The 6,409-nt window shown below is 73.4% G+C and carries 6 protein-coding genes and 1 pseudogene; 6 read left to right on the plus strand and 1 reads right to left on the minus strand.

The window, feature by feature from the left end; genetic code table 11:
• The first annotated feature begins 32 nt into the window (after positions 1 to 32).
• A complete protein-coding gene (locus tag AC02VZ_RS25180) occupies positions 33 to 938 on the plus strand; it encodes a chaplin (protein ID WP_476476472.1) in 906 nt (301 codons plus the stop codon).
• 288 nt (positions 939 to 1,226) lie between these two features.
• Here the strand turns inward: AC02VZ_RS25180 and dmpG are convergent.
• A pseudogene (gene dmpG / locus AC02VZ_RS25185) lies at positions 1,227 to 1,922 on the minus strand (4-hydroxy-2-oxovalerate aldolase); the annotation flags it as partial.
• Between the two features lie 38 nt (positions 1,923 to 1,960).
• On the opposite strand from dmpG, the gene AC02VZ_RS25190 reads away from it, so the two are divergent.
• Genes AC02VZ_RS25190 through AC02VZ_RS25210 form a run of 5 tightly spaced genes read left to right on the plus strand, consistent with a single transcriptional unit; the run spans position 1,961 to position 6,296 of the window.
• The gene (locus tag AC02VZ_RS25190) at positions 1,961 to 2,974 is read left to right on the plus strand and encodes a flavin reductase family protein (RefSeq protein WP_476476473.1); all 1,014 of its coding nucleotides are present in this window, start codon (positions 1,961 to 1,963) and stop codon (positions 2,972 to 2,974) included.
• 34 nt (positions 2,975 to 3,008) lie between these two features.
• Positions 3,009 to 3,887: a VOC family protein gene (locus AC02VZ_RS25195; protein WP_476476474.1), complete on the plus strand. Its 879-nt coding sequence runs from the start codon at positions 3,009 to 3,011 to the stop codon at positions 3,885 to 3,887.
• 52 nt (positions 3,888 to 3,939) lie between these two features.
• The gene (locus AC02VZ_RS25200; protein WP_476476475.1) at positions 3,940 to 5,106 is read left to right on the plus strand and encodes an acyl-CoA dehydrogenase family protein; all 1,167 of its coding nucleotides are present in this window, start codon (positions 3,940 to 3,942) and stop codon (positions 5,104 to 5,106) included.
• Positions 5,106 to 5,987 carry an alpha/beta fold hydrolase gene (locus tag AC02VZ_RS25205; RefSeq protein ID WP_476476476.1) on the plus strand — a complete coding sequence of 294 codons (882 nt, stop codon included), beginning with the start codon at positions 5,106 to 5,108 and terminating at the stop codon, positions 5,985 to 5,987. The genes AC02VZ_RS25200 and AC02VZ_RS25205 overlap by 1 nt, the downstream gene beginning before the upstream one ends.
• Positions 5,988 to 6,029: 42 nt before the next feature.
• Positions 6,030 to 6,296, plus strand: a complete 267-nt coding sequence (locus AC02VZ_RS25210) for an alpha/beta fold hydrolase (RefSeq protein WP_476476477.1) — start codon at positions 6,030 to 6,032, stop codon at positions 6,294 to 6,296.
• Positions 6,297 to 6,409 lie beyond the last annotated feature (113 nt).

The raw sequence follows: 6,409 nt of genomic DNA on the forward strand, positions 1-6,409 counted from the left end.
TCCACCATTCTTCAAGCAGGAAGACAACGACAATGCGACAGACCCTGAGCAAGGGAATGGTCGCGGCGGCCGCCGCGACGGGCATTCTGTCCCTGTGCGGCGGCACCGCCCTCGCCGACTCGCAGGCGGAAGGCGCCGCGCACGGCTCGCCGGGCGTCGTGTCCGGCAACGACATCCAGGCCCCGGTGCACGTCCCGGTCAACATCTGCGGCAACACGGTCGACGTGGCCGCCGCACTGAACCCGGCCTTCGGCAACGAGTGCGCCAACGTGTCGGAGCAGCACCAGGACAGCGGCAGGCCGGACCACGGCACCCCCGGTGCCCCCGGCGGCCACCACGACTCCGGCCACCACGGGCACGGCGGCGACGAGGGGTACGGCCCGGGCGGCGACTCCGGTCACGACTCCGGCCACGACTCCGGTCACCACGGGAACGGCGGTTCCGGTCACCACGGGCACGGCGGTTCCGGTCACCACGGGCACGGGGGCGACGAGGGGTACGGCCCCGGCGGCGGCACCTCCGCCGAGGGTTACACCGAGGGCTCGCCCGGCGTCGGCTCCGGCAACAACGCCCAGCTCCCGGTCGACGTGCCGGTCAACGCCTGCGGCAACTCGGTGAACGTGATCGGCCTGCTCAACCCGGTCTTCGGCAACTCCTGCGCCAACGAGGAGCCCCCCGGCTACGGCGAGACCCCGCCGCCCACCACCCCGCCGACGACGCCCCCGACCACGCCGCCCACCACCCCGCCGACGACGCCTCCCACGACGCCGCCGACGACCCCCCCGACGACGACGCCGCCCACGACGCCGCCGTCCACCCCGCCCAGCCTGCCGGAGACCGGCAGCGAGAACATGGCCGGCGCCGCGGCCGCCAGCCTCGCCCTCATCGCGGGCGGTGCCGTCCTCTACCGTCGGTCCCGCGCGGCCTCCCGCCACTGATTCCGACGTCCCCCGCAGCCCTCGCCCCCGGGCACCCGCCGCCGCGCGTGCCCGGGGCCGGGGGCTCGCGCGTGTCGGCGGCGGCCTGCCCGCCGTGGCGCCCCCGCGGTGGTCACGTCCCGGCCCGGGCAGCGGTCCGGGCCGTCGTGCGGCCCTGACGCCTCGTCGGCGAGGACGCCGTGACCCCGTGGCGGCGCGGTCGGTTGCCGCCGGCCGGGGAGATGCCGGCGCCCCGGGCCGGGCAGCGCACGCCGCCGCGTTTCCGGGCCCGGCACCGGTCGCTCCCGGTCAGCCGGCGGGGCGGGACGCCGCGAGGTCGAGGGCGATGTCGGTGATCATGTCCTCCTGGCCGCCGACCATGCCCCGGCGCCCGACCTCCACCAGGATGGCGCGGGTGTCGAGGCCGTAGCGGTGGGCGGCGGCCTCGGCGTGGCGCAGGAAGCTGGAGTAGACGCCGGCGTAGCCGAGGGTGAGGGTCTCCCGGTCGACGCGGACCTCGCGGTCCTGGAGCGGGCGGACCAGGTCGTCGGCGGCGTCCATCAGCGGGAACAGGTCGCAGCCGTGGTCCCAGCCCATCAGGTCGGCGACGGCGACGAACGCCTCCAGCGGGCAGTTGCCCGCCCCGGCGCCCTGGCCGCCGAGGGAGGCGTCGACGCGGGTGACGCCGTTCTCGACGGCGACGACCGAGTTGGCGACGCCCAGGCCGAGGTTGTGGTGGGCGTGGATGCCGATGCCGGTGGCCGGGTCGAGGACATCGCGGTAGGCGCGGACCCGGTCGCGGACGCCGTCCATGGTGAGCCGGCCGCCGGAGTCGGTGACGTACACCGCGTGGGCGCCGTAGGACTCCATGAGCTTGGCCTGGCGGGCGAGTTCCGCGGGCTCGGTCATGTGGGACATCATCAGGAACCCGGCGACGTCCATGCCCAGTTCGCGGGCGGCGGCGATGTGCTGGGCGGAGATGTCGGCCTCGGTGCAGTGGGTGCTTCAACTCCGTCTCGATCGACCCGCCCCTGGTGTCCTTCATGCCGGACCGCGCCTCGCGCACCTTCGCCCGCCTGCGGGAGGCGGACACCTTCTGCGTCAACGTGCTCGCCGACCAGGCCGACCTCGTCACGAGCTGGCGCGGCCCGCAGTCGTTCGACGGCGTGGCGTGGCGGCCGTCGCCGTCGGGCGCGCCGATCCTGGACGACTCGGTCGCCTGGATCGACTGCTCCTACCACGAACTGGTCGACGCCGGTGACCACTACATCGTGCTCGGCGAGGTGCACGAGCTCCAGGTGCAGCGCCCGACCAGCCCCCTGCTCTTCTTCCAGGGCGGCTTCGGCGGCTTCGCGCCGTCGTCCTTCCTGGTGCCGGGCGAGCACGAGCTGATCCGGGCCGCCCGCCTCAGCGAGGCGGCGATGGAGCCGCTGGCCGCGCTGGCCGCCGAGGAGTCGGCCGACGTGTCGCTGCTCGCGTCGATCGGCGACCACGACGTGGTGATCGGCACCGAGCGGGGCTCGGCGACGCCCACGTACTTCGAGATCGGGCTGCGGCTCCCGCACCTGCCGCCCGTCGGCGCCGTCCACCTCGACCCCGGCGACGACGCGGGCCTGACCCGCTGGCTCGACCGGCTGCCCCGCAAGGACGAGGCCGCGCGCGAGCACTGCCGCCGGCTGGCGGAGCGGGTCGCCGTCCAGGGCTACTCGCTCTGCCTGGTCGGACACGCACCGGACCGGGACACCTGGCAGGACGTCACCCGCTACATCCACGGCGAGCCGACCCCGCGCCGCCACCGCCAGGTGCTCAACATGCACCTGGACCGCCTCGACTACTACGAGCCCGACCTCACCCCCGACGGCACCTACGACGTCCGCTCCATCACCGTCGCCGTGCCGATGGCCGGCACCCCGCGGCTGGCGGTCCGGATGTCCTTCCCGCCGGCCGGCGCCGACGGCCGGACCGTCGCCCGGTGGAGCGCGCAGGTGCGCGACCGGGCCGCCGAGGTCGCCGACCTGATCCAGATCCGGTTCGGCCAGGACCGCGTGCTCGGCTGAGCCCGGCCCGCACGCTCGACCGCAAGGGAGAGACATGACCGCCCGCGTCACCGCCCTCGGTTACCTGCAGTTCACCGCCACCGACCTCGACCACTGGCAGGACTTCGGCCAGCGGGTGCTGGGACTCATGGCCGACCGCCGCAGCGACGACCGCCTGCTGTTCCGCATCGACGAGAAGGCCTACCGGCTCGAGGTGCGCCCCGGCGAGCGCGGTGGCGTGAGCGCGGTGGGCTGGGAGACCAGGGGCCCCGCCGAACTCGCCGAGCTGGGGGAGCGCCTGACGGCCGCCGGGTACGAGGTGACCCGCCCGGGCCCCGAGGTGGCCGAGGAGCGCATGGTCTCCGACCTGATCCGCTTCCGCGACCCCGACGACGCCTACGACCACGAGATCTTCTGGGGACTGGGCACCTCCTCGGTGCGGTTCGCCTCCCCGATCGGCGCCGAGTTCGTCGCCGGCACCGAGGGCGTCGGCCACATCCTGCAGGTCGTCTCGGACCGGGACCGCTACGAGTCGCTGTTCACGGACGTGCTGGGCTTCCGGCTCTCCGACCACATCGACCTCGCCCCGGGCCTGGCCGCGACGTTCCTGCACTGCAACCCCCGCCACCACTCCTTCGCGTTCACCCCGCAGGTGCCCGGACGCCCGCTGGGCGTGGGCCACTTCATGCTCGAGGTGACCGACCTCGACGTGATCGGCCGGGCCCTGGAGCACATCGAGGACGAGCCGCACCGGCTCCTGAAGACGTTCGGCCGGCACAGCAACGACCGGATGGTCAGTTTCTACCTGCTCACCCCGTCCGACGTGGGACTGGAGTTCGGCACCGGCGGCATCAAGATCGACGACGCGACCTGGACGCCCACGCGGTACGACACCGCCCACTTCTGGGGTCACCACGCCGTCGACCACCACTGACCCCGGCCCCCCCGCCACACCCCCCACCGCCACACCCGAGAGGAAGGGCGCCATGAACGCCGTGCTTGACCGCGTGCTGCAGCACGCCGAGCTGCTGGAGAGCGACGGACCCGTGTCCGAGGAACTCGGACGGGCCAGCGACGAGGTCGCCGCCGCGCTGCGCGGTTCCGGCGTGATCCGGATGCTGCAGCCCCGCGACTTCGGAGGCTACGAGTCCCACCCGTCCGACTTCCTGCGCACCGTCTTCGAGATCGGCCGGCGCAACGGCGCCGCCGGCTGGGTCGCCGGCGTGGTGGGCGTGCACCCGCACGAACTCGCCCAGGGCGACCGGCGGATGCAGCAGGAGATCTGGGGCGAGGACCCCGACACCTGGGTCGCCTCGCCGTACGCGCCGATGGGGCGGGCCCGGCCGGTGGAGGGCGGCTACCGGTTCAGCGGGCGCTGGCCGTTCTCCTCGGGCACCGACCACTGCCGATGGGTGATGATCGGCGGTCTGATCACCGACCAGGAGGGCAACGTCACCGACCGGGAGACGATCCACTTCGTCCTGCCCCGCTCGGACTACGAGATCGTCCACGACTCCTGGGACGTGATCGGGCTGCGCGGCACGGGCAGCAAGGACATCGTCGTCAAGGACGCCTTCGTGCCGGAGCACCGGCTGATCCGCACCGACCCGGTGACCGACGGCAGCGCCGGGCTGGTCGCCGGCCGGGACGTGCCGCTGTACTCGATGCCGCGCAACGTGGTGTTCTCCGGCGCCATCACCACGGCCACGATCGCGCTGGCCCAGGGCACGCTGGACGCCTACCTGGCCTGGACCCGGGAGCGCGGGAGCCGCTTCGGCTCGGCCAGCCGGGACCCGTTCCAGCTGTCGGCCCTCGGACCGGCCGCCGCCGACATCGACGCCAGTCTCCGGCACGTCCTGCACGACGTGGACCGGGCCTTCGACATCGTCTCCTCGGGCCGGCTGCTGACGCTGTCCGAGCGGGCCGAGATCCGCCGCAACCAGATCTCCGCCTCGCACCGGGCGGCGGCCGCCGCCGACGAGGTGTTCAAGGTCAGCGGCGGGTCCCAGCTGCACGCCCGCAACCCGATGCAGCGGATGTGGCGCGACTGCCAGAGCGCGCTGCACCACGTGCAGAACTACGCCGGCCCGCTGTACCAGGCGTACGGCATGGACTTCTTCGGCGGCGAGATGCCGGCGGCGGTGAAGGTCTGATGTCCACCGAGCCGCTCGCCGGCGTCGCCCCGACCCGCGAGTCCACCTCCCGCTTCGTCACGGTCGGCGGCACCCGCCTGCACTACCACGAGGCCGGCACCGGCCCGGAGGTGCTGCTCTGCATCCACGGCGGGGCACCCGGAGCCTCCGGCTGGGGCAACTTCGGCGGCAACCTCGCCGGCCTGTCCCGGCACGCCCGGGTCCTGGTCGTCGACCTGCCCGGCTACGGCCGGTCCGACACCATCGACCTGTCCGGCGGCAAGTACCGGCCGTACGCCGACGTGTTCGCCGCGATGCTCACCGAACTGGGCATCGAGCGGGCCAGCGTGGTCGGCCTCGCCACCGGCGGGGCGGTCGCCCTCGCGATGGCGCTGCACCACCCCGAGCGCGTGGACCGGCTGGTGCTGGTCTCCAGCGCCGGCGGGGTCCCGCTGTTCAGCACGATGCCGTCCGAGGGGCAAAAGGCGATCCGCTCCTACTACGCGGGCGAGGGCCCGTCGCGGGAGAAGATGCGCGCCTACCTGCGGATGATGATGCACGACCCGGCGCTGGTCACCGACGAACTCGTCGAGGAGCGGTACCGGGAGTCGGTCGCGGGCGGCGAGGAGCGCCGGGCCGCCGCCGAGTCGGCGGGCGGGCCTGCCGAGCCGCTGTGGCAGGAACTGGACCGGATCGCGGTGCCGACGCTGATCGTGTGGGGCACCGAGAACCGGGTGCAGGGCTTCGACAACGCCCTCTTCCTGCTCAAGCGGATCCCGGACGCCCAGCTGCACCTGTTCAAGCGCACCGGGCTGGGGGTGCCGCACGAGCGCGCCTCGGAGTTCGACCGGCTGGTCCTCGGTTTCCTCGCCGAACACCCCACGGGATCCCGCCCCGCCTGAGGACGCCCGACCACCCGACCACCGAGAGGCAAGGAGAGACGAATGTCGTACACGAGCGTGTGGTCCGACCTGGCGCAGGTCGAGTTCTGGCAGGGATTCCTGCGGACCCCGTCGTACCGGACCCGGTACCTGCAGGCGGGCAGCCCCGACAAGCCGCTGCTGCTGATGCTGCACGGCATCACCGGGCACGCCGAGGCGTACGTGCGCAACCTGGCCGCGCACGCGGAGCACTTCAACTGCTACGCGATCGACTTCATCGGCCACGGCTACTCCACCAAGCCGGAGCACCCGCTGGAGATCCCGCACTAGAGCCAAGGCCGTGAAGTTTGCGGCTGGGGCGTGTCGTCAAGGGCCTGCGGGCGCGAGGATTTCGATGCCGGTGGTGGCTTTGTAGCTGGTCCGGTCGATGCGGGGGCCTCGGG

The sequence above is a fragment of the Streptomyces sp. 3-6 genome, assembly GCF_056323165.1.